The sequence below is a fragment of the Marinobacter antarcticus genome (assembly GCF_011049865.1).
GTDB lineage: Bacteria > Pseudomonadota > Gammaproteobacteria > Pseudomonadales > Oleiphilaceae > Marinobacter > Marinobacter antarcticus_A.
Window position 1 is genome coordinate 1 of sequence record NZ_DRGY01000090.1, and the last position, 21,049, is coordinate 21,049.

Genomic DNA, 21,049 nt, shown 5'->3' on the forward strand with positions numbered 1-21,049 from the left:
CCTCTTTGAGGGTCAGTGAGTAGAATTTATTCATGATCGTATCGGCTCTATATGCATTTGAAGTAATCGAAGGGTTCGAGGCAATCAAGGCACCAGCAGCACGATGTTCCGGGACCAGTTGCAGGACCTGAAAAACGAATATATGACCCGTTTCAACCTGGTGTACATCTTCACCCGGGAAGAGCAGGACATAGATCTGTACAACGGTCGCATCGATGCCGATAAATGCGACAAGTTGTTCGATCACTGGATCGACGCTAAAACCCTGACCGCTGCGTTCCTTTGCGGCCCGCAGATGTTAACTGAAACCGTGCGCGACTCTCTGGTTCGCCACGGCATGGACAAATCGAACGTTCACTACGAGCTCTTTACCCCTGCCGGTGGTGTGCCGCAGGCGCGCAAAGACCGAGTCGAAACCAAAGTCGACCCGAAAGCCGTCAGTGTTGTCACCGTAAAAGCCGATGGTCGCTCACTGACCTTCAACCTGGTGCGCGACACCAAAACCATTCTTCAGGCAGGCAACGACGAAGGTGCCGACCTGCCTTACTCTTGTCAGGCCGGTGTGTGTTCTACCTGCCGCGCCAAGGTGATCGAAGGCGAAGTGGAGATGGATCAGAACTTCGCACTGGAAGATTACGAAGTTGAAGCAGGCTATGTGTTGTCCTGCCAGTGCTACCCCGTCAGTGACACGGTCACACTTGATTACGACGAATAGTCCTTCTGGAGTTTTTGTACATGTCAGTTCTTAAAAGTTTTATTGCCGGTGAATGGGTTGGCGAGCAGCAGGCCAAAGCCCTGCCCAGCGCCATCAACGGCGAGATCGTTGCGCACACGCACAGCGACACTCTGGATTTTAAAAAGGCCGTGGAATACGGCCGCACGGTCGGTGGGAAAACTCTCATGGCCATGGATTTTCAGGAACGCGCCCTGGCTCTCAAGGCCATGGCGATGTACCTGCAGGAGCACAAGAAAGAGCTCTACGATCTGTCTATGCACACAGGTTCCAGCAAAGCGGATAACGGCATTGATATCGACGGCGGGTTTGGCACTCTGTTTTCCTACGCCAGCATGGGCCGTCGCGAACTGCCCTCCGGCAACGTGGTGCACGAAGGCCCCGTTACGCCGCTGGGTAAAAACAACCACTTCGCCGGCACCCACATCATGGTGCCTCGCGGTGGCGTAGCCGTTCACATAGACGCCTACAACTTCCCCGTGTGGGGCATGCTGGAAAAGTTTGCGCCCACCTTTCTGGCGGGCATGCCGTCCATCGTGAAGCCGGCTACCTCTACCTGTTACGTGACCGAACTGGCCGTGCGCCTGATGCACGAATCCGGCGCTCTGCCCCAAGGCAGCCTCCAGTTGATCATCGGAAGCACCGGCGATCTGTTCGAGCACCTGGAAGAGCAGGATGTGGTCACCTTTACCGGCTCGGCGAAAACCGCCCGCATGCTGCGCGTTCACCCGAACATCATCAACCGTTCGATTCCGTTCAATGCGGAAGCCGACTCGCTGAACAGCGCCCTTCTGGCGCCGGATGTCACGCCGGAACACGAAGAGTTTGATCTGTTTGTGCGGGAAATCGGCCGCGAGATGGTCGCCAAAGCGGGGCAGAAATGCACCGCAATACGCCGGGTGATCGTGCCTCAGGATCAGGTGCAGGCGGTGTGCGACAAGCTCAAGGAACGGTTGGCGAAAATCACCACGGGCGACCCTTCCGTCGAAGGCGTGCGCATGGGCGCTCTGGCCTCTATCGATCAGTTGGAAGACGTCAAAGCCAATATCCAGGAACTGCTGAAAACCAGTGAGCTGGTTGTCGGGGGCGAAGGCAACTTCAAGCCCACCGGCGAAGGCACCGAAAAAGGCGCGTTCATTGAGCCCCACGTGCTGCTGTGCCGGAATCCGGAAAACGGCTGTGGCGCCCACGACATCGAGGCCTTTGGCCCGGTGGTCACGATTATTCCCTACAACACTCTGGACGACGCCGTTGAGCTGGTTGCCAAAGGCCGTGGCTCGCTGGTTACCACAGTCACCACCCGCGACCCGGTAACCATCGCCAAGCTGGCCCCGGCACTGGCGGCCTATCATGGCCGCCTGCACTTGCTGGATGCGGAAGCCGCAAAAGAATCCACGGGTCACGGTTCACCCCTGCCCATGCTGAAGCACGGCGGCCCGGGGCGCGCCGGCGGTGGTGAAGAGCTGGGCGGTATTCGCGCTGTGTATCACTACCTGCAACGCACCGCCATTCAGGGTTCGCCCACCATGCTGGCCGCAGTTACCGGTGAGTACATTCGCGGCGCCAAGCTCATCGAAAACGAGGTGCACCCGTTCCGCTTCCACTTCGAAGATCTGCAGATAAACCAGTCACTGCTAACGCACCGCCGCACGGTCACGGAAGCAGATCTGGTGAATTTTGGCTGCCTGTCTGGCGATCATTTCTATATGCATTTCGATGAGATCGCAGCCCGTGAGAGCCAGTTCGGAAAGCGCATTGCCCACGGCTATTTCGTGCTGTCTGCGGCGGCGGGTTTGTTTGTTCACCCGGGCGAAGGCCCGGTACTGGCGAACTACGGCCTGGACACGCTGCGCTTCATTGAGCCGGTCGCGCCGGGCGACACCATTCGCGCCCGACTGACCTGTAAGCGCAAGATTGATCAGGGCCGAATCTCACCGGATGGCCACCCGCAAGGCGTGGTTGTGTGGGATGTTCAGGTAACCAATCAGGAAGACGAGCTGGTTGCCAGCTACGATATTCTGACGCTGGTTGCCAAGAAGGCTGCCCAGACACCGGAATAATGTGCCCGAACGTGAAAAGTCGCCAGCAGCGCTCAGCTCTGGCGACTTTTTTGTGGATGAGTGTGATTGATAACGTTGGGTATACCGGCTACAGAGTAATGAGAATACCGCCACCGGCCAGAATAATGACCACCCACCAGGCGGGCAGCTTCCAGACGCTGAGCAGAAGAAAGCCGGTCAGCGCCAGGGCGAACTCTCCGGGGCCGAGAATGGCACTGACCCACACAGGCTGGTAAAGCGCCGCGCCCAGAATGCCGACTACCGCAGCATTAGCGCCCCGCATCAGTGCCTGCGCGCTGTTCCAGCGGCGGAACCGGTTCCAGTGCGGCATCACTGCCACCAACAGCAGCAACCCGGGAAGGAAGATCATCACCAGCGCCAGGCCGGCACCAAACAGGCTGCCGCCCAGTGGCGTCATGACCGCACCCAAATAGGAAGCAAACGTGAACAGCGGCCCGGGCACTGCCTGAGCGGCGCCGTAACCGGTCAGAAACGCCTCCGCACTGACCCAGCCCGACTGCACCACCTCCGATTCCAGCAGCGGCAGCACCACGTGCCCACCACCAAACACCAGGGCACCAGCACGATAGAAGGCATCCATAACCGCCAGAATGGCGGAGGGGTCAGGGCTAGCCCAAACCAACAGTGGCAAACCGGCCAACAAGGTAACGAAGACGAGTCCCGCCAGGTTGCCGGCGCGCGCCGAGACGGGCAGGGAGAGTTCTTGAACGTTGATTTCAGTGCGAACCCGGCAAAGCATGATGCCGGCCAGGGCTCCGACCGCAATGGCCACCACTTGGCCCAGCGGACCGCTGACCAGAAACACAATGAACAGGGCACCCAAGGCAATACCGGCACGCCGGCGATCAGGGCACAGGCTGCGGGCCATACCCCAGACGGCGTGGGCGACGATGGCCACCGCCGTCACCTTGAGACCGTGAACAATGCCTTGGCTAACAGGGCCGTCGAGCACACTGCCGGCGCCCAGGGCGAACAGCACCAGCAAGATGGCGGAAGGCAGAGTGAACGCAGCCCAGGCGGCGGCAGCGCCCCATGGGCCAGCGCGCATCAGCCCCAGAGCGAAGCCAACCTGGCTGCTGGCGGGGCCGGGCAAAAACTGACACAAGGCCACCAGGTCGGCATAGTCCTGCTCGGTCAACCAGCGGCGACGTTCTACGAACTCGGTGCGAAAGTAGCCGAGGTGGGCAACAGGGCCGCCAAACGACGTCAGGCCCAACAGTAGGAAGGCGCTGAAAACTTCTTTGGCGCGCCCCGGAGAAGCGGGTTCAGGACTCATCGACGGGCTCCCTTTTAACCTGACCTGCTATCTGATCAGCGAGATGAAGCCCGCAAATTATCACATGCCGAGATACGCCTCACGCACTTTTTCGTTGCTCAACAGCTCACGGCCCGAGCCTTCCATCACCACCCGGCCGGTTTCCAGCACGTAACCACGATCGGCAAGCGCCAGCGCCTGAGAAGCGTTCTGCTCCACCAGAAAAATGGTCATGCCTTCGTTTTTGAGCTCTTTAACGATGTTGAAGATTTCTTCAATGATCAGCGGCGCCAGCCCCATGCTGGGCTCGTCCAGCAGCAAAAGCCTGGGCTTTGCCATCAGGGCGCGCCCCATGGCCAGCATCTGTTGCTGGCCGCCGGACAATTCGCCCGCCAGGTTTCGGCGTTTCTGGCGCAGTATGGGGAACTTTTCGTACATGCGCTCAATGTCGTCGTTCACTTCCGGGCTACGCCCCCGGGTGTAGGCACCCAGCAGCAGGTTGTCCTCCACGCTCAGGTCTTTGAACACCTGGCGGCCCTCGGGCACCTGCACAATGCCACTGGCAACACGGCGATCCGTTCCAACCTTCAGCAAGTCTTTACCCTCGAAGGTAATGCTGCCGCTGTCTGTTGGCTGCAGGCCGGAGATTGTCATCAGCAACGTCGACTTGCCAGCACCGTTAGCGCCGACCAGAGACACGATTTCACCACGGTTGATATGAATATCAATGCCGTGAAGTGCCTCAATCTGGCCGTAAGAAGTTTTGAGGCCCTTGATCAACAGCATTTCTTCCGTGGCGTGCTGTGTGGCTTTGCGCGGCGCATGATTCAGCCCCAGGCCGCCCAGTCGCTCCGGCGTATAGCTCACGATGCGGTGGCGAAGCTCACGGAATTCATCCCGCACCCGTTCGCCAAACAGTGGATCATTTGCCTGGTCGCGGGATTCAATGATCCGGTGCCAATCGTCTTCATTCAGCACTTTACGCGCCCGGGGAATAACAACCCCTTCCTCTTTTTTGATGTGCTTGCGCAAGGCTTCGGTAAACCTTGCCAGCGCGTGACTGAAATTTTCCTGGCCTTCGGGCCAGCGCTCCACGCACAGGGTCAGCAGGTGTCGCAACTCATTGATCTTCTGATCGCCGATGACGTACCCGTGTGCCAGCTTACCCAGCAGTGGCTTGGTCTCCGGCGATTTTTCTCCCAGCACGCGATACAGCACGATCTCTTCCGGAGAACTGTGCACCCGCCGGGCAAAATGCTGGATGTAATCAAAAATGGTGTTAAACAACGTCTCATCGGGCCGTTGTTCATTGATATTCATGTCGTACTGAAGCTGATCCAGCAAATCCAGAACGCGCCACAGCGATTGGTGCTCTTGAACAATCGTGCTGATGGCTTGCTGGCTGTAGCTGTCTTCAGGCGCAACGTTGGTCGGTGTTTGTGTTTGTACAGATGTCATGATGAATAATCCTCGCTCCGTTTAACCGCCCAGATAGGCCGCGATTACATCCGGGTTTTCGCGAATCTGTTCCGGCGTGCCTTCCGCCAGCACGCGCCCGTAGTTCAGTACCAGCAAACGGTCGGAAATACCCATCACCAGCTTCATGTCGTGCTCTACCAGCATCACGGTAATGCCCTGCTCGGCAATCTTGCGGATGAGATCTTCCAGCGCGGCCGTTTCCACCGCGTTCAGTCCAGCGGCTGGCTCATCCAGCAAAACGACTTTCGGCTCTGCCGCCAGCGCCCGGGCAATTTCCAGGCGCTTCAGCGCGCCATAAGACATAGCTGAGGCTTCGGTATCAAGGTATTCTCCGCAGCCAACGAAGGCCATCAGCTCAGCGGACTTTTCCCTCGCGGCCTTTTCACCACGGGTCAGCGCGGGCAAACGGAACAAGGTGGTCAGGAGACTGCTTTTCAGGGTCAGGTGACGGCCAAGCATCACATTTTCAATCGCCGTCATGTTCATGCAGATCTGCATCTGCTGGAACGTGCGACACATGCCCCGTTCTGCCAACTGGTTCGGCTCGAGCTTCGCGATGCTTTCACCGTTCAGCTTCACTTCGCCACCGGTGGGAACATACAGGCCCGTAATCAGATTGAAGAGCGTGGTTTTACCCGCGCCGTTCGGCCCGATAACCGAGTACACCTGGCCGGCATCAACCGAGAAACTCACGTCTTCTACGGCGTGCACACCACCGAACGCCTTGGACAGATTGTTAACTTCCACCAGAGCCGTCATGCGTCACCTCCAGCAGATTTCGACCGTCGTTTGGCCAGAAAACTGGCCGCCGTAGGCAGCAGGCCCTTGGGCATGAAAATCATGGTCAGCATCAGGATCAGGCCAAACAGTACCATTTCCATTTCCTGAAAATCGGCGAGCACTTGCGGCAAAAGTTCTAACACCACAGCGCCGATAATCACCCCGATGGTCGAGCCCATTCCGCCCAGCACCACCATGGTGATCAACAAAATGGAGAAGTCGAAACTGGCCACGGAGGGCGTTATAAAACCCTGGAAGTGTCCGTAAAGCGCGCCCATTACGCTGGCATAAACAGCGGAGATAACAAACACCAGGCTTTTGTACTTTGCCGTGTTCACACCCACCACGCTCGCCGCAACCTCTGAGCCGTGAACCGAACGCAAGGCGCGACCAATGGGAGAGTCGATCAGGTTCTGCGCCAGCCATACCGCGACCAGAAGCACAATGCCCGCAAACAGATACCAGGCCAGATCACCGCTTATGTCCAGCCCGAACAGGGAATACTGCCCAAAGGGGCTGAGCTCCCAGCCGAACACATCAAACGGGGGCACCGGCATGCCGTCTGGCCCACCTGTTGTCTCGCGCTCGTTGTTCAGGATGATGGCAATGATGAAACCGACGGCCAGGGTCGCCATGGAAAGATAATGGCCTTTCAGTCGCAAAATAGGACGGCCAACAACCCACGCAACGATGGCCACAGCAATGGCCCCGACCACTAACGCAGGAATGGCAGACCAGCCGTAAGTGCTGGTCATGATGGCGCTGAAATAGGCACCCAGCCCGAAAAACCCAGCGTGGCCCAGGCTGATCTGGCCGGCAAAGCCCACTAACAGGTTAAGGCCAACCACCGCACCGGCTATCAGGGCAATTTGAGTGGCCAGGCCATAATGAAAAGGATTCGAAATAAACAGAGGCACCGAAAACACAACGATGGCCAGAAACACCAGGCCCCTGAGACGGAACTGTGGAAGCCGATCAATCATCACACCCGCTCCACAATTTTGGCGCCAAACAGCCCCCGGGGCATGAAGAACAGCACCAACAGAATCATCGAGAAGGCCACGGCGTCTTTATAGTCTGAAGACAGGTAGCCAGCTGCCATGGCTTCAACCACGCCCAGAGCCAGGCCGCCAACCACTGCACCCATGCCGCTGCCCAGGCCGCCAATGGCCGCTGCCACAAAGCCTTTCAGCCCCAGAATGATGCCAATGTTGTACGACGTGAACGTAATCGGCGCCACCACAATACCGGCGACTGAGCCCAGCAGCGCAGACACCATAAACGCCAGCATCAGCACAACCTGAGTACGGATACCCACCAGACGAGCGGCATCCTTGTTCATTGAGGTCGCAAGAATCGCCTTGCCGGTCAGCGTGCGCGTGAAAAAGTACACCAGCGCGACAACCATCACAGCGCCCACACCCAGCACCCAGAGGCTCTGGCTGTTCAGCACAGCGCCAAAAATCTCAATGGGCTCGCTGCTGCTGAAGTTGGGCATTACATGATATCCCTTGCCCCAGACCAACTGGGCCAGGCCACGAATAAAAATAGACGCACCGATAGTGATAATGATCAGCGTCACCACATTGGCATCTTTTGCAGGGGCAATCGCCAAACGCTGCAGGGCAATACCCAGCAAGCCGGCCAGAATCACCGCAAGGACAACCGCGAGCAGCATGGGCACACCCATGGCTGTCATGGATACGGTCGCCATACCGCCGATCATCAGAAATTCGCCCTGGGCAAAGTTGATGACGTGGCTGGCGTTATAAATCAGGGTAAAACCCAAGGCGATCAGGGCATAGGTTGCACCAATCGTGATACCGGTGAACAGGTACTGCAGAAATTCAGAGAACATAATCGGGTCCGCTAGCGCAGCGGCTGGCAACGCCCTTTCAAGGGCGTTGCCAGCCTGTAGTACGGATGGGGATAAGCTTAGTTAATCAGCTTCCAGCCACCGTCCTGAACTTCCAGAATGCGGAAGGAATCAGCTTTCAGACCGTTGTGATCGTCTGCTGACATGTTGAACGTACCGGTAACGCCCACGTGACCCTGAATGCTTTCAAGGGCATCGCGTACAGCGGCTTTATCTGTGCTGCCCGCTTTCTTGATGGCTTCAACCGCCAACATCAGGCCGTCATAGGCGTAGGCACCAAAGGTAGACACCTTCTCGTTCCAGCGAGCTTCGTATTCGCTTTTGTAAGCCTCAACCACGGGCTTTTGCGGATCTGATTCGGGCAGCGAATCTGGCACCAACAAGGGTGAAGCCGGCAATCTGAGGCCTTCGGCACTGCTGCCGGCCAGATCAAGAAAACCGTCTGAGGCAACACCGTGAGACTGGTAGAACGGCAGATCAATACCCAGCTGGGCATAGTTACGGGTAACAATGGCAGGGCCTTGGCCAAAACCGAAGTTAAGAATGGTTTGCACACCTTTGGTGCCGCGGATGTTGGTTAGCTGCGCGGTCATGTCGGTATCGGAGCCGCCGTAGGTTTCGTCAGCCACAATCTCGATTCCGCCCATTTCCTTGGCCGCCGCAAGCGTTTGTTCACGCCCGGAACTGCCAAAGCCACCCGTACCCGAGATCAGACCAACCTTGGTCAGGCCGCGCTCTTTCATATCATTCAGAACGCGCTCTGCCGCCATACGGTCGGTTTGCGGAGTTTTGAAAACCCACTTTTTAACCGGCGTCGTGATGACCACGGCACCCGCCAGCGAGATAAATGGAATCTGGGCCTGTGCAACCAATGGCACAGCCGCCATGGTGGCACCGGTGGTGCTGCCGCCAACGATAATGTCTACCCGGTCGGACCGGATCAGGCGGCTTGCGAAGTTAAGCGCCTTGGAAGCGTTGCCTGCATCATCGTAATGAACAAGTTCAAGCTGACGGCCCAGAACGCCGCCGTCTTTGTTGATTTTTTCAACGTACATCTCCATGGTTTTCAGCTCAGGATCACCCAGAAACGATGCGGGACCGGTAACCGAAAGAAAGGAGCCAATACGGATGGGTTCAGCTGCCTGAACGTTCATGGCCAGCAGCCCTACCGCTGCAATGGCCGCAAATTTGCTTGCACGACGCGTTATATTTTTGAACATTGTTGTTGTTCTCCAAAGTGTGGTCAGGGCGGTCTGGTTTTACAGGCCCTATTCTCAGCACAGCATGACAGACATTTGTCTATCACCCCCGTTAATGGCTATCCGCCATATCGATAATACGATACCGTTGGCGGATATCAACGGAAAATATTGTATCATTAAACCAGTGTCAACCGAGTACTGCGTTCAGGCGGATAACTTTTACAACGATCGATACCAATGTATTAGTATAAAGACGCCTTTTTGACAATTTCTCATAAGCACCCGACACACTCCGCCAGCAGGTTCAGCATGGCGGACATTCTGAAGAGATACACGAATCATGTCTGCAAAACATCAGCTCGACCGACTGATCCTCGACTTCCAGCAAAAACGGCCTTTGCGCGCTGGGTCTTTGATCATTACCACCTATGGCGACATCATTCACCCGCGCGGCGGTAACGTCTGGCTGGGCAGCCTGATGAAACTTCTGACGCCCATGGGCGTGAGCGAGCGGCTGGTTCGTACCTCAGTCTACAGGCTGGTTCAGGACGGCTGGCTGCAGACTGAAAAAGTGGGTCGGTGCAGCTATTACAGCGTTACCGGAGCGGGGCTGAGGCGCTTCCAGCAGGCGTTCGAACACGTGTACACGCTCGGCACGGACGACTGGGACGGCAGTTGGTGTCTGGTGTTTCTCAATCAGCTGGAGCTCGAAACGCGCGCCAAGGTTCGCGAAGAACTCAAATGGCTGAGTTTTGGCAATATGGCTTCAGGCGTTATGGAACATCCGCGCTTCACGCGCCACGAACTGGTGCCTCTGCTTCAGGAATGGGGCGCGCTGGAAGACACCATCGTGATGCAGACCCAACCCCTGGAACAGCGCAGCCCAAAGGCTCTGCGCAGGCAGGTCAGAGAAAGCTGGAACCTGGACGAACTGGGTTTCCGTTATAAGCGCTTTCTGGAAAAATTCCGGCCACTGTGGAAGGATCTGAACACCCACGACAACCTGAGCCCGGAAGACTGCGTTACGGTTCGCATTCTGCTGATTCACGAATACCGCAAAATTCTGTTGCGAGACCCCCTGCTGCCAGACGAACTCCTGCCGGGCGACTGGGAAGGGCGCAGCGCCAAACAACTGTGTCGCAACCTGTACCGGGCAATATACAGCCGCGCCGATGAGCACCTGGCAAACGTACTGGAAAACGCCTCTGGCCCCCTCCCCGGCCCAACTCAAGGGTTTTATCGGCGCTTCGGCGGTCTGGTTGAGGAAAACTCTGTTAACAACAGGGCCGTTGTGGCGGAAGCATCAGCCTGAACATTTATCAATTCCTGCGGCCAATATCCTCGTGGCGTGCCGTTATAATCTGCAATCATTTGCACCTTTGTGCTGCCGTCTACTAAGATGTATTTAAAGTAAATCAAATAGGAAGGTTTATGACGCCAACCATTGCCATTCTCCTGATCATTACCTTCGTACTTTCGACGGTTGGGCTACTGCTACTGATCTGGTCTATCGCCAACAACCAGTTCAGTCACGGGCAAGAAGCGGCGCGCACCATTTTCTCTCCGGGCGAGGAAGGCCACAGTGAGGACCCCGCGCTGGCGGCCGAGCCGGCTTTTACCGGTGACAACAGCGAGCAGGCAGCCGCCATCAAGGGCCGCTGGACGGCCGACCAGTCCTCGCGAACAGCGGTGTTGGCCTGGTTGAGTTCGGCCATTTTCTGGCTGGTTCTGGGCTCCATTTTCGGGTTGATATCCTCTTTAAAAATGCACCTTCCCGAGTTTCTGATATCCAGTGAGTTTCTTACCTTCGGGCGGGTGCGCCCCGTACACCTGAACGCGGTTACTTATGGCTGGGCCTCCATGGCCGGGATTGGCGCAGCGCTTTTCCTGATTCCCCGACTGTTCAAAACCTCCCTGGCAGGCGGAAAGTACGCCGTTATGGGCAGCGTTATCTGGAACATTGGCCTGGTTTTGGGGCTGATCGCCATTACCCTGGGTTTTTCCGACGGCGAAGAATGGCTGGAGTTTCCCTGGCAGGTTGATCTTCTGTTTGTGGTGGGAGGCGGTTTGTGCGCCATACCCTTACTGCTTACCGCCGCCAATCGCAAAGTGGAACACCTCTACGTCACCAGTTGGTATCTGATGGCCGCACTGGTGTGGTTCCCCATTTTGTTTCTGATCGCCAACCTGCCTTTTACGTTCCCCGGCGCCTCCGGCGCTACCGTTAACTGGTGGTTCGCACACAACGTTCTCGGGCTTTGGGTAACCCCCATTGGTATTGGCATCGCCTACTATATGATTCCGAAAATTCTCGGCCGGCCGATTATCTCTTACCAGTTGTCGCTGATCGGCTTCTGGTCTTTGGCGCTGTTCTATAGCCAGGTTGGTATTCACCACATTATTGGCGGCCCCATACCCACGTGGTTGGTCACCCTCTCGATCGTTCACAGCGTGATGATGTCGATTCCGGTCATTACCGTTGCGATCAACCACCACGGCACCATGATGGGCAATTTCAGCCGCCTGAAAGACTCGCCAACCCTTCGCTTTGTGTGGATTGGCGCGCTCATGTACACCGTTTCGTCGCTGCAAGGTTCCATGGAAGCGCTTCGCAGCGTTAACGTTATCACCCACTTTACGCATTACACCATCGCCCACGCCCACCTTGGCATGTATGCCTTCCTCAGCTTCATCCTGTTTGGTGCCGTTTACTTCATCATGCCCCGCCTCACCAACTGGGAATGGCCCTGGCGCAGGCTGATCAGCCTGCATTTCTGGCTGGTGAGCATCGGCATCCTGATTTACGTGGTGTCTTTAACGATTACCGGCTGGAAACAGGGCGTGGCCTTGCTCGATGCCACCATGCCCTTTATGGATATTGTGCGCATGACCATTCCGGGGCTTCAGGCCCGCACCGTAGGCGGCGCGCTGATGACGCTGGGACACCTGGTGTTTGCATTCCATTTTGTCGCAATGTTGATGCATCGCGGCGTCGGCAACGAGCAACCCACACTCTTCCGTAATTCTGTCAAGGAGCCCACTCGATGAAACGTGCTCTCGCAATTATGGTCGGTGCTGCGCTTATTCTTTTGTTAGCGACGCTTACGCTGGTGGTTATGCCGTATCTACAAATGTCGGCGGAACAGGTTCCACCGGATCTGAAACCCTACACCGAGCAGCAACAACGTGGCCGGCAGGTGTATATCGCCAACGGCTGTGTGTACTGCCATAGCCAGCAGCCCCGGGACCCGGGTTACGCGCCCGGAGACAGAGACCGGGGCTGGGGCCGCCCTTCTGTTCCCGGCGACTACGCTTACGATCAGCCTCACCTGCTGGGCACCATGCGTACCGGTCCTGATCTGTTCAACGTTGGCGTACGGTTGCCCAGCGTCGACTGGCAACTGCTGCACCTTTACAACCCGAGGATCGTTCACAGAGACAGCATCATGCCGTCTTATCCCTTCCTGTTTCGCGAGGTAGACAAAGCGGCCGAGGGTGACAAAGTAGTGTACCTGCCGGCGTCTTTTGGCCCTGAATCCGGACAAGTGGTTGCCACTGACGATGCGCTCGCGCTGGCTGAGTACATGCTTGCGCTTGATCATACTTACCCGGCACCTACCTTGCCGACAACCGATAAACCCAAGGAGTAACGTGCGCTATGAACGAGCATGATCATCGCGCCCAAAACCGTGAAGCGCCCGAACCGGAAGAAGGCACCCGCGCCGCTCCCAAATTTGTGTTCGCCTGGATCGCCATTCTGATTGTATGGGGCGTTGGCTACTACGCCTGGCAGATTGGCAAGCCCATGCTGGGCGGTGATAGCCGCACACCCGTTGCAGCCGAGCACCCACAAACCAACCCGGCCAAAGACGTAACGGCAGAGCAAGCGGACGGTGTTGAAACGAATGATGGTACTGACACGGCGGACAGTGTTGAAGCGGCTGACAGCACTGAAACCTCCGCCGCTTCAGAACCTGACAGCAGCATCGCCGCGGCAACCCCTGATGGCGCGGCACTTTTCGGCGCCCATTGCAGCGCCTGCCACCAGGCGAGTGGGCAAGGTATACCGGGTGCCTTTCCACCCCTGGCGGGAAGCAAATGGCTACAGGGTGATCCGGCTATTCCTGTCGCCATCGTTCACGATGGTTTACAGGGCAACATTGAAGTGGCAGGCAATACCTTTCAGGGTGCCATGCCCAAGTTTGGCGGCCAACTCTCCGATGCAGAGCTGGCCGCTGTGCTGAGTTATACCCGCAGCCAGTGGGGCAATGACGCAAGTGACATCAGCCCGAAAGTGGTAGCAGAGCATAAAGAACGTTTCGGTGACCGCGCAGTATGGTCAGCAGATGAGCTGGTGGAGGTATTCGGAAAGCCCTGAAATGTCCGCCAAAACCGCAAACACAGCCCACGAATCGTTGCACCAGGAAATCCTGATGATCGAGGGCATGCGCTGTGGTAGTTGCGCCATCGCCGTTGAAGCCCTTCTGAAAAAGCAGCCAGGCGTCAGTGATGCGGCGGTTAATTTTGCCGCTGATATAGCCCTTGTGTGTTGGGACGAACAAAAGCCCAGGCTTGCAAGCCTTCAACAGGCCGTTGCCCGTTTGGGTTATCGTCTGCACGATACGGTTGATCCCGAGCGCAGCCAGATCCAGGCGGAGTCCGTGCGCAAGCACCTGCAAAGACGACTGGCGGTTGCGGTCGTTTTTGGCATGTGGAGCATGATGCCGGCGCTGCTGATCTATCTGGCACCGTTCGGAGCGGTAGAGCCGGAGGTTCTCTGGCCCCTCGCTTTGGCCAGCGGCCTGTTTGCCGTGCCTGTTGTGCTCTATGCCGGATCCCACTTCTATCGTGTGGGGTGGCGCACAATGATTGCCGGCGCCCCCGGCCTCGACAGCCTGATTTTTATGGCGGTACTGGCCGCCTGCCTCATCTCGACCTGGCAACTTGTGTCCGGCAGCCATCATGTGTACTTCGACGCGGCCGTTATGCTGATCACTTTCCAGCTGATCGCAAGGCTGCTCGACACCAGCGTACGCCGCCGCGCCTCGGAGATCATTCGCCGTTACCTTCAGGATGTGCCCGAGCATGTCATCGTGAAAGCCCGTAGCGGTGAGCTCAAAACCCGCTTGGCCCGCGATGTTAAAGCCGGCGAACGCATTATGCTTCACGCCGGCGAACAGCTCGCCCTGGATGGCAACATTATCCGCGGGCAGGGTCAGGCTGACCTGTCCATGCTGACCGGAGAGCACCTGCCACACGCTCTCGGGCCAGGAGCCGAACTGCTTGCTGGCTGTCAGTTGGTTGAAGGCGAATTGGAACTCACCGTTACGGCCGTTATGGGTGAGCGCCGCATCGACCGCTTGTCGCGCTCCATCAGCGCTCTGCTCAGCCGTAAAACAACCCTGCAGCGGCTGACCGACCGCATTGCCAGAATCCTGCTGCCCGTGATTGTGGTGGCGGCTGCACTGGCCGTAGGACTGGCTCTTTTGCAGGGTGTTCCCGCCCCCGAAGCGGCCGCCCGCGGTCTGGCGGTTATGATCATTAGCTGCCCCTGCGCGTTGAGTCTCGCCATTCCACTGGTTATTACCATGGGGCATGCGGGCATGGTCAATCGTGGCATCGTATTGCGTGACCCCGCTGCGCTGGAAGCCGCCGCGCAGGTAGGCGCGATTGTTTTCGACAAAACCGGCACGCTGACCACGGGCGAGCCCAGTGTGGACAGCGTTACACCGTTTGGCCAATGGACGGAAACCTCCCTTTTGCAGCTCGCACGCCGCACTCTGAGGGACTCAACGCACCCGGTCGCCCGGGGACTTGCGGCGGATACTGCACCCTCTGGCGCGGCCTCATTCAACGACGCGCGGGCCGATAGCCTTCGGGTAGATGGCGTACGGGTAGATGGCAGCCGGGAAAGCATCGCAGGTGCGGGCACGCGCTGGGTAAATGACGCTGACATCGCCTTGGCAGGCAGAGCACGCTGGCTTCGTGAGCAGGGCATTGAGGTGCCGTTCACCGAAGATACCGGAATGAGCGTTCACCTGGCCTTCAACGGGCTCTATGCCGGAAAAATCGGTTTTCAGGAAACTCTCAGGCCGGAAGCGACGCCGACGATCGGCCAACTGGCTCGACAGGGCTACGTGATTTACCTGCTCAGCGGCGATACCCGCCAAGCCTGCCTCAAACTGGCGGAGCGCCTCGGAATCCTCCCCAAACGCGTTCTTTCCGGCTACTCTCCGGAGCAGAAACACAGCTTTATAGACAACCTCGAAAAACAGACCAATGCCGTATTCGTAGGGGATGGACTGAACGATGGCCTCGCCCTTGCGGGCGCCAGGCTTGGCATTGCCGTTGGGCCTGCGGCCTCCGCCACCGGCGAGGCCGCAGCGGTCTATTTAACCGAGAGCATTGCAAAAGTGCCTGCCACTCTGCAACTGGCGCAACGGGCGCGCAAACTCATGCGTCAGAACCTGTTCTGGGCCGTAGGCTACAACGCGCTGGTTGTGCCCTTGGCCGTCATCGGCTGGGTGCAACCCGTTATTGCAGCCCTCGCCATGTCGCTCAGCAGTTTGTGTGTTTTGCTCAACAGCCTGCGCATGCAAAACCAGGTGCCGGCGGATGAGCCGGACACCTCGCCGAAGGCCGGAGAGGTCAGTGTTCCGGCTTAGCCTGTCTGAGTGATCGCACAAGCCCAATGAAGGTTACGGACCAGGCTGCCAGCGCAAGATAGAAAAAAGTGACGGGTATGAAATCAAGAAAGTGAAACCCCAATGCGCCGGCCATCTCATGGGTACTGGCGGCGTACATTCCCAACGGAAACACCGCTCCCCAGTACAACGGGTCGTATTCCAGCGGGAAGCGCTTGTACACATGTCGCCATATACCAAGAATGAGCAACATGGGTATCCACCAGGTTCCGGTCGCCCAGTAAAAAACAGAGAAACCTTTCAGAAATGGCAACAAGGAATCAAGGAAAGGCGCATCTCTGACATTCAGAATCAGCAGGGAACCGGCCAACGTTGAAATCGCCATAGCGCCCATGTTTATCCAGTAAGGCGGTGCAAGATCACCCGGAGAGAACTTGAAAAAGGTATACCGGTAAAAGATCAGCGACATCATCCAGATGTACAGCATGCCACCCCAAAGCCACATGGATAACGCCAGAAAATTAATGCCCATCTTGTAAGGTTGCGGCATCTCCACCGCGATTAACGCACTGAGTACCGCAATCGACTGGGTTGCCACAACCGCCAGCAACCACCCGCCGGTAATACCCTTATCCAGGGACGGTTTTTCCTCCTTCACGGTGAACGCCGTAAAAATTGTGTAAATCAGCGTTAACCAGAGCAGGATAGCAACCACCCAGAGAATTCGACCGGCCACGGTGTTATCCGTGAGCATAATAAACTGACTGCCAAGAACGCTTGAGCCAGCAGGCAGAGTAAAGAACCCGGGGCCACGCAGGTGGTCCACAACGTCGAGCAGAAATTCCCGACGGTACCGCAGAAACCGGGCAAACATGGCAACCCACAACACTCCATAGAAGCCGATGTTTACGTACAGCAGACTGATGGCTATCCGATCAAAACCCAACATGTGGGCGGTTAACGATATGATGCCGGTTGCCATCACCATGCCAAAATAGGCCGGTGACAGGCTTCTGAGATCGTGTGTCATACCTCGCTCACTCGCATTTCCTCTCTAATTTCTTCCCAGTTTACCCCACCGCCGGGCATGTCCTCACGTCCTTACTAATGAATGCATAAGGAGGCATTGAACGGATTTCCTGTTCATCTCTCTCAAAATACCTCGTTTGATCTCCCGCGTTTGGGCGTTTAAATTGAATGTCATTAAAAAAGCCGGTCTCGGACCGTTTTTAACACCCATCAAGGATCCTGTTTATGGCGCTTAAACTGAACATCGTAATCTGCAGTACCCGCCCGGGCCGCATCGGCCCCTCCATCGCGAACTGGTTTCATGAGTTTGCGGCAAACAACTCAGGTTTCGACTGCCAACTGGTGGATCTGGCTGATTTTGATCTGCCGATTTACAACGAGGCACATCACCCACGCTCAGGCATTTACGAGCACGCTCACACCAAAAACTGGTCGGAAAGCGTAAACGCCGCCGATGCCTTTGTGTTCGTTACCCCTGAGTACAACTATTGCCCGCCTCCGGCCTTTGTAAATGCTCTGAATTACGTTTACAACGAATGGAATTACAAGCCCTGCGGATTTGTAAGCTATGGCGGTGCAGCCGGCGGTATACGTGCCGCAACACTGGCCCGCCAGTTGGTGACCACGTTGAAGATGATGCCAATGGTGGAAGGCGTCATGGTGCCCATGGCATGGAACCATCTGGACGACCATAAGGTATTCCACTCCAACGATCTGATTGATCCTTCTGCCGTCGCCATGCTGGCCGAACTGGAAAAGTGGACGACAGCCCTGAAAACCATGCGCTGAACGCCGGTCAGAACCGATCAGCATTAGGCCTCGTGCCGTGGCGCACGATAGTGACGAGTGTCTACTCAAAGAAGTATCCTATTCGTTCATCATTGACTTGCAGGAGACAGACTCATGGCACTTTCCCCGTTTCATCTGGCTATTCCGGTACACGACCTGCCGGCGGCGCGGCATTTCTATGGCGAGACGCTCGGTTTGGCTGAAGGCCGGTCGAGCGATCACTGGGTCGATTTCGACTTCTACGGCCATCAACTGGTTATCCACGAGCATCCGAAGACCGCCTCGCAGGAAAGCGCGCATACCAACGCGGTCGATGGCCACGACGTGCCAGTGCCGCATTTCGGCATTGTGCTGGAATGGGCGCAGTGGGAAGCGCTGGCCGAGCGGCTGCGTGATCGCGATACACAATTCGTGATCGAGCCCTATATCCGCTTCAAGGGTGAGCCGGGCGAGCAGGCGACGATGTTCCTGTTTGATCCCTGCGGCAACGCGTTGGAATTCAAGGCCTTTGCCGACATGGGGCAGCTCTTCGCCAAGTAGACTGAGCCGTTGATTGCGGGTAGCAAGATGTGTCAGTTGTACAACGACTCGATGACCTCGTTGTATTTCTCATAAATTTTGCTTCGCCGCACTTTCATGGTGGCGGTCACCTCATCGTCATCGTGATCCAGCTCCTTGCTCAGCAGATGAAAACACTTGATCTGTGCCACTTGCGGCAACCTGTCATTGCCCTTGTCCACCTCGGTCTGTATCAACTCGCGCACCTTCTCTTGCTCGGTCAAGCTGCGAAACGTGGTGTAGGCGATTCGTTCCTGCTCCGCCCACTTTGCGGCCGTTTCAAAATCGATCTGGATCAGCGCTGAAACAAACTTGCGAGCTTCCCCGATAACAATGCACTCCTTGATATAAGGGCTCGCCTTGAGGGTGTTTTCAATTTCCGTAGGCGATAGATTCTTGCCTCCGGCGGTAATCATGATGTCTTTGAGCCGGTCTACAATTCGAAGCTGCCCTTCCCGCCACTCGCCTACGTCACCCGTATACAGCCAGCCATCCTTCAGGGTGGCTGCCGTTGCCTCATCGTTCTTGTAGTAGCCTTTGAATACCGTGCCACCCCGCATGAGGATCTCGTTTTGTTCTCCCAGCTTTACTTCCAGCCCTGCGACTGCGGTTCCAATGGTGCCAAGGCAAACCGTGTCCAGACGCTGGGCCGTTGCAACGCCCGTGCTTTCAGTTTGCCCATAAACTTCAACCAGGGGCACGCCCAACGTGCGAAAGAACTGCACAATGCCCGTTGAGATCGGTGCCGCGCCGGTAAGCGCGATGGTGCAACGGCGCAAACCGATAAAATTCTGCAGCGCACGGAACACCAGCCAGTAGAAAAGCCGGTAGGTGAGCTGCTCCCCCAGGCTCCATGTTGCTTTTGGTTTGGTCGCCATGGGTTCACACGCACTCATTGCGCGGTTAAAAAGCCACTGCCGCAAACGCCCTGTCTCCTGCATCTTGATGTAGATAGCAGAATGGAGCTTCTCCCAGATCCGCGGAACTCCGAGAAAAAACGTGGGCGCAATCTCCCTCAGGTCTTCTTGAACCGTGCGCAGGCTTTCACCAAAACTCACCGCACTGCCCACATACACCGGCGCAATATTGGTCAGTGCCTGTTCTGCCACGTGGCATAACGGCAGATAGGAAAGGCTGGTACTGTGCTGATCCACCTCCAGCAGTTCTATCAGCCCAGGCGCACCGGCCTGCACATTACCCCAACTGATCATGGCGCCCTTGGGTCGGCCGGTGGAGCCGGAGGTATAGATCATCAGGGCAATATCATCCATCTTCTGACGGTCGAGCAGTTGGTCGATCAGCTCCGGATGGGTTTTCTCAAACTCCTGCCCCATCTTCTCGATGTCTTCAAACGACGACGGCGGCGACGGATAGGCGCGCAAGCCTTTGTAATCAACAACGATGTTATGTTTGAGTTGCGGCAACTGGGGCCACGCCTCCAGCACTTTATCGGTCTGTTCCTGATCTTCGCACACCACCATTTCGGCATCGCTGTGCGCAAGCACGTAGGCCACTTCATTCCAGGGGCTGGTGGGATATACCCCCACGCAGATACCGTTTACCAGGCCAATGCCCATCTGCGCGATAACCCACTCGACCCGGTTTTCCGACAGTATGGCAACGTGGCCACCCTCTGAGAGACCCAGCGCTCGCAAGCCCAAACCAAAATGCCGCGAGCGCTGGTAATAGTCTTGCCAGGAATAGGCCTGCCAGATACCAAAATCCTTCTGGCGCAGCGCCAGCGCATCCGGGCGCTCTGCGGCGTGGGCCCGAAGCATCTGCACAAGAGTAAGATCACGAATGCGTGGTGTTGTCATGACAGCCACCGCTTACGGCGCTTATAGTGTTTGATGTCTCGGTAACTGCGGGTTTCTCCTTCTTTGCTTCCAACCCCGAGATAGAATTCCTGAACGTCCTCGTTGGACGAAAGCTTATCCGCCGGGCCGTCAATCACGATTTTGCCGTTTTCCATGATGTACCCATAAGACGCAATCGCAAGAGACACAGCCGCATTCTGTTCCACCAGCAGCATTGCCGTTCCCTGCTCCCGGTTTATACGGGCAATAATGGTGAATATTTCTTCAACCAACTGCGGAGCCAAACCCAGCGATGGTTCATCCAGCATGATCAGTTCTGGCTGAGCAATCAGCGCACGGCCAAGCGCCAACATTTGTTGCTCTCCGCCAGACAAATAGCCCGCAAGCTGCTTGCGGCGCTCCCTGAGGCGGGGAAAATAATCGTAAACCAGTTCGTAGGAATCACTCAGGGACGTCTTGCGCCCGCTAAGGGCATAAGTCGCCGCCACAAGGTTGTCTTCAACGGTCAGGTCCTCGAATACCCGGCGCCCTTCCATCACGTGAAAAAGGCCGTTGCGTACCAGCTTTTCCGGCGCCATGCCTTTTAAAGAGCGGCCTTTGAAGCGGATCTCTCCGGCCGTCACCTCACCGTCTTCCAGCGCCAGCAAGCCGGACACGCTTTTCAGCGTGGTGGACTTGCCCGCGCCGTTAGACCCCAGCAGCGCGACAATAGCGCCGCTGGGAACACGCAGTGACAGGCCCCGTAGAACCTGCACCGCCTTGTTGTAAACCACTTCGATGTTATCGATTTCCAGCAAGGCTTCCAT

The 21,049-nt window shown here is 56.9% G+C and carries 17 protein-coding genes and 2 pseudogenes; 9 read left to right on the forward strand and 10 right to left on the reverse strand.

Annotation, left to right across the window (positions count from 1 at the left end):
* Nucleotides 1-79: 79 nt before the first annotated feature.
* Together ENI00_RS18635 and paaZ are read left to right on the forward strand one after the other, a co-directional pair.
* Nucleotides 80-715 (forward strand): annotated as a pseudogene (locus ENI00_RS18635) (2Fe-2S iron-sulfur cluster-binding protein); the annotation flags it as partial.
* A 20-nt stretch (nucleotides 716-735) separates the two neighbouring features.
* Complete coding sequence (gene paaZ / locus ENI00_RS11410) at nucleotides 736-2,793, forward strand: phenylacetic acid degradation bifunctional protein PaaZ (protein ID WP_304102234.1); 2,058 nt, start codon at nucleotides 736-738, stop codon at nucleotides 2,791-2,793.
* Between the two features lie 88 nt (nucleotides 2,794-2,881).
* On the opposite strand, the gene chrA is transcribed toward paaZ, so the two are convergent.
* The 7 genes and pseudogenes from chrA to ENI00_RS11445 form a co-directional block, all read right to left on the reverse strand.
* Nucleotides 2,882-4,090: a chromate efflux transporter gene (gene chrA, locus ENI00_RS11415; RefSeq protein WP_304102237.1), complete on the reverse strand. Its 1,209-nt coding sequence runs from the start codon at nucleotides 4,088-4,090 to the stop codon at nucleotides 2,882-2,884.
* 60 nt (nucleotides 4,091-4,150) lie between these two features.
* Nucleotides 4,151-4,855 carry an ABC transporter ATP-binding protein gene (locus tag ENI00_RS11420; RefSeq protein ID WP_304102307.1) on the reverse strand — a complete coding sequence of 235 codons (705 nt, stop codon included), beginning with the start codon at nucleotides 4,853-4,855 and terminating at the stop codon, nucleotides 4,151-4,153.
* A 210-nt stretch (nucleotides 4,856-5,065) separates the two neighbouring features.
* Nucleotides 5,066-5,527 (reverse strand): annotated as a pseudogene (locus ENI00_RS11425) (hemerythrin domain-containing protein); the annotation flags it as partial.
* Nucleotides 5,528-5,548: 21 nt separating this feature from the next.
* A complete protein-coding gene (locus ENI00_RS11430; protein ID WP_304102240.1) occupies nucleotides 5,549-6,307 on the reverse strand; it encodes an ABC transporter ATP-binding protein in 759 nt (252 codons plus the stop codon).
* Entirely contained in the window at nucleotides 6,304-7,311 is a 1,008-nt protein-coding gene (locus tag ENI00_RS11435; protein ID WP_304102243.1) for a branched-chain amino acid ABC transporter permease, read from the reverse strand. The genes ENI00_RS11430 and ENI00_RS11435 overlap by 4 nt, the downstream gene beginning before the upstream one ends.
* Nucleotides 7,311-8,186 carry a branched-chain amino acid ABC transporter permease gene (locus ENI00_RS11440; RefSeq protein ID WP_304102246.1) on the reverse strand — a complete coding sequence of 292 codons (876 nt, stop codon included), beginning with the start codon at nucleotides 8,184-8,186 and terminating at the stop codon, nucleotides 7,311-7,313. Before ENI00_RS11440 ends, ENI00_RS11435 begins: the two co-directional genes overlap by 1 nt.
* Before the next feature lie 77 nt (nucleotides 8,187-8,263).
* The gene (locus ENI00_RS11445; protein WP_304102250.1) at nucleotides 8,264-9,424 is read right to left on the reverse strand and encodes an ABC transporter substrate-binding protein; all 1,161 of its coding nucleotides are present in this window, start codon (nucleotides 9,422-9,424) and stop codon (nucleotides 8,264-8,266) included.
* A 322-nt stretch (nucleotides 9,425-9,746) separates the two neighbouring features.
* On the opposite strand from ENI00_RS11445, the gene paaX reads away from it, so the two are divergent.
* The 5 genes from paaX to ENI00_RS11470 all read left to right on the forward strand — a co-directional run bounded on the left by paaX (nucleotide 9,747) and on the right by ENI00_RS11470 (nucleotide 16,071).
* Nucleotides 9,747-10,718, forward strand: a complete 972-nt coding sequence (gene paaX, locus ENI00_RS11450; RefSeq protein ID WP_304102252.1) for a phenylacetic acid degradation operon negative regulatory protein PaaX — start codon at nucleotides 9,747-9,749, stop codon at nucleotides 10,716-10,718.
* Nucleotides 10,719-10,837: 119 nt separating this feature from the next.
* Nucleotides 10,838-12,454 (forward strand): cbb3-type cytochrome c oxidase subunit I, encoded by a 1,617-nt coding sequence (locus tag ENI00_RS11455; RefSeq protein ID WP_304102255.1) that lies wholly within the window; start codon nucleotides 10,838-10,840, stop codon nucleotides 12,452-12,454.
* Nucleotides 12,451-13,056, forward strand: a complete 606-nt coding sequence (locus tag ENI00_RS11460) for a cbb3-type cytochrome c oxidase subunit II (protein ID WP_304102258.1) — start codon at nucleotides 12,451-12,453, stop codon at nucleotides 13,054-13,056. Before ENI00_RS11455 ends, ENI00_RS11460 begins: the two co-directional genes overlap by 4 nt.
* A gap of 8 nt (nucleotides 13,057-13,064) precedes the next feature.
* A complete protein-coding gene (locus ENI00_RS11465) occupies nucleotides 13,065-13,784 on the forward strand; it encodes a c-type cytochrome (RefSeq protein ID WP_304102260.1) in 720 nt (239 codons plus the stop codon).
* A 1-nt stretch (nucleotide 13,785) separates the two neighbouring features.
* The gene (locus ENI00_RS11470; RefSeq protein WP_304102262.1) at nucleotides 13,786-16,071 is read left to right on the forward strand and encodes a heavy metal translocating P-type ATPase; all 2,286 of its coding nucleotides are present in this window, start codon (nucleotides 13,786-13,788) and stop codon (nucleotides 16,069-16,071) included.
* On the opposite strand, the gene ENI00_RS11475 is transcribed toward ENI00_RS11470, so the two are convergent.
* Nucleotides 16,055-17,080, reverse strand: coding sequence for a tellurite resistance/C4-dicarboxylate transporter family protein (locus ENI00_RS11475; RefSeq protein WP_304102265.1), 1,026 nt, complete (start codon nucleotides 17,078-17,080; stop codon nucleotides 16,055-16,057). The genes ENI00_RS11470 and ENI00_RS11475 overlap by 17 nt on opposite strands.
* A 224-nt stretch (nucleotides 17,081-17,304) precedes the next feature.
* On the opposite strand from ENI00_RS11475, the gene ENI00_RS11480 reads away from it, so the two are divergent.
* Both ENI00_RS11480 and ENI00_RS11485 read left to right on the forward strand, forming a co-directional pair.
* Entirely contained in the window at nucleotides 17,305-17,868 is a 564-nt protein-coding gene (locus ENI00_RS11480) for an NADPH-dependent FMN reductase (RefSeq protein ID WP_304102268.1), read from the forward strand.
* A gap of 114 nt (nucleotides 17,869-17,982) precedes the next feature.
* Nucleotides 17,983-18,408 carry a VOC family protein gene (locus ENI00_RS11485; RefSeq protein ID WP_304102271.1) on the forward strand — a complete coding sequence of 142 codons (426 nt, stop codon included), beginning with the start codon at nucleotides 17,983-17,985 and terminating at the stop codon, nucleotides 18,406-18,408.
* Between the two features lie 32 nt (nucleotides 18,409-18,440).
* On the opposite strand, the gene ENI00_RS11490 is transcribed toward ENI00_RS11485, so the two are convergent.
* A complete protein-coding gene (locus tag ENI00_RS11490) occupies nucleotides 18,441-20,243 on the reverse strand; it encodes an AMP-dependent synthetase/ligase (protein WP_304102275.1) in 1,803 nt (600 codons plus the stop codon).
* On the reverse strand, nucleotides 20,240-21,049 hold the full coding sequence (locus ENI00_RS11495; protein ID WP_304102278.1) for an ABC transporter ATP-binding protein: 810 nt from the start codon (nucleotides 21,047-21,049) through the stop codon (nucleotides 20,240-20,242). The genes ENI00_RS11490 and ENI00_RS11495 overlap by 4 nt, the downstream gene beginning before the upstream one ends.